At 67.1% G+C, this 2,178-nt stretch carries 2 protein-coding genes and 1 pseudogene; all 3 read right to left on the bottom strand.

The window, feature by feature from the left end; all coding sequences use genetic code 11:
- Positions 1-200 (bottom strand): serine dehydratase beta chain (locus AC1DBN_RS21320; RefSeq protein ID WP_477724177.1); only part of this gene is annotated, 200 nt, incomplete at its 3' end.
- A gap of 6 nt (positions 201-206) precedes the next feature.
- A complete protein-coding gene (gcvT, locus tag AC1DBN_RS21315; RefSeq protein WP_314216634.1) occupies positions 207-1,355 on the bottom strand; it encodes a glycine cleavage system aminomethyltransferase GcvT in 1,149 nt (382 codons plus the stop codon).
- Positions 1,348-2,178 (bottom strand): annotated as a pseudogene (locus AC1DBN_RS21310) (glycine dehydrogenase (aminomethyl-transferring)); the annotation flags it as partial. The gene gcvT and the pseudogene AC1DBN_RS21310, both read right to left, overlap by 8 nt.

The raw sequence follows: 2,178 nt of genomic DNA, 5'->3' as shown, positions 1-2,178 counted from the left end.
ATGGCCGTCATCGTCCCGTGCCCATGCCCCGTCGCAGCCAACGACCCATACAGATCCACCCGCAACGAAGCCACCCGGGACAACACCCCGGCACCCCTCAACTCCTCCGCAAACACCGCAGCAGCCCGCATCGGCCCCACAGTATGAGACGACGAAGGCCCAATACCGATCGAAAAAAGATCAAAAACACCAACAGCCATGACGTCCTACTTGGTGCGCTTGTAGAACGGCAGCTCGACCACTTCGAACGGTTCGGCCTTGCCGCGCAGGTCGACGTCGAGGGCTGTTCCGGGGGCGGCGTGTTCGACGTCGACGTAGGCCAGCGCCACCGGGTAGCCTAGGGTGGGTGAAGGCTGTCCGGAGGTGACTTCGCCAACCACTGCCCCGTCCTTGAGGACCGGGTAGTGGGCACGGCCGGCACGGCGGCCCAGGCCCTTCAGGCCCACCAGGCGGCGGCCGGTGGTCGATCCCGCGCCGGCCTCCTTCTTTTCTGCCAGCGCTGCCTTGCCCACGAAGTCGCCTTCCTTGGACAGCGCGACGACGGGACCGAGTCCGGCGGAGTACGGGTCGCCCTGCAGGGAGAGTTCGTTGCCGTACAGGGGCATCCCGGCTTCCAGGCGGAGCGAATCCCGGCATGCGAGGCCCGCCGGGGTGAGCTCCCCGTCGTCGGCCACCGCGAGGAGTGCCTGCCAGAGTCCGACGGCGTCATCGTTGGGCACGAAGATCTCAAAGCCGTCTTCGCCGGTGTAGCCAGTGCGCGCCAGCAGGAGGGTGAGCCCGGCTCCGTTGACCAGGAACGGGACTTCCACCGCGGCGTAGTACTTCAGCCCGGTAACGTCTGCATGCTGGGCCGCGGGGACCAGCCGGAGCAGGAGGTCCTGCGCCTTGGGTCCCTGGACTGCGATCAGCGACGTTTCTGCCGAGGCGTCCTCCACGGTGACGTCGAAGCCGGCCGAACGTTGCTGCAGGGCCTCGGCCACTACTTTGGCGTTGCCTGCGTTGGGGACCACCAGGAAGCGGTCCCCGCCCGCTGCCGGGGAAGGGCGGCGGTAGGTAATGAGGTCATCGATGATGCCGCCGTCCGGAGTGCAGATCAGCGAGTACTTGGCCTTGCCCACCGGCATGGCCGAGATCTTTCCCGCCAGGGCGTAGTCCAAAAAGGCTGCGGCGTCCGGGCCCGTGACCCAGGCTTCGCCCATGTGGGAAAGGTCGAACAGGCCCGCACCGTTGCGCACGGCGTGGTGTTCGGCAAGCTCAGAGCTGTATTTCAAGGGCATCTGCCAGCCGCCGAAATCGGTGAAGGAGGCGCCAAGCTTCTGGTGCTCGCCGTAAAGGGCGGTGTGGTTCTCAGTCATGGGAGGCCTGGTTTTCGACGTCGGTGTTGTCCTCGAACGCTTCGAGAGGCGGGCAGGAGCAGATGAGGTTGCGGTCGCCGGCTGCGCCGTCGATGCGTCCCACGGGCGGGAAGTACTTGTCCTGCTTGTGGTGTGCCGGGAACGCGGCCTGCTCGCGCGGGTAGGCACGGTCCCAGTCGGAGCTCACGACGGCGGCAGCCGTGTGGGGTGCACGCCGGAGGGGTGAGTCTGCAACAGCAAAGTCGCCGTTGGCCACCTGGTCGATTTCCTTGCGGATGGTGATCATGGCGTCGATGAAGCGGTCGATCTCGGCCAGGTCCTCGGACTCGGTGGGTTCGACCATCAGGGTCCCGGCGACGGGGAAGGCCAGGGTGGGGGCGTGGAAGCCGAAGTCGATCAGGCGCTTGGCCACATCCTCAGCGGTCACCCCGCTGCGGGCGGTGAGTTCGCGCAGGTCCAGGATGCACTCGTGCGCCACGAGCCCTCCTTCGCCGGTGTAGAGCACGGGGTAGAACTCGTTCAGCCGGGCAGCGACGTAGTTCGCGGCCAGCAGCGCGGACTTGGTGGCCTCGGTCAGGCCCTGCCCGCCCATCAGCTTCACGTACGCCCAGGAGATCGGCAGGACACCGGCCGAGCCGAACCGGGAAGCGGAAATCGCCACGCCGTGCCCTTCTTCATGGGCGGCCTTGTTGGCATCGCCGGGCATAAACGGAGCCAGGTGCGCCTTCGCCGCGACCGGGCCGACGCCGGGCCCGCCGCCGCCGTGCGGGATGCAGAAGGTCTTGTGCAGGTTCAGGTGCGAGACGTCACCGCCGAACTTGCC

Source organism: Pseudarthrobacter sp. 10T415, assembly GCF_056394175.1.
The sequence above is the reverse complement of the archived record's forward strand: the minus strand, read 5'-3'. Positions and strand labels throughout refer to the sequence as shown.

Coding starts and splice junctions, on each gene's coding strand:
- gcvT (WP_314216634.1), bottom strand. CDS start 1,355: ATGACTGAGAACCACACCGCCCTTTACGGCGAGCACCAGAAGCTTGGC.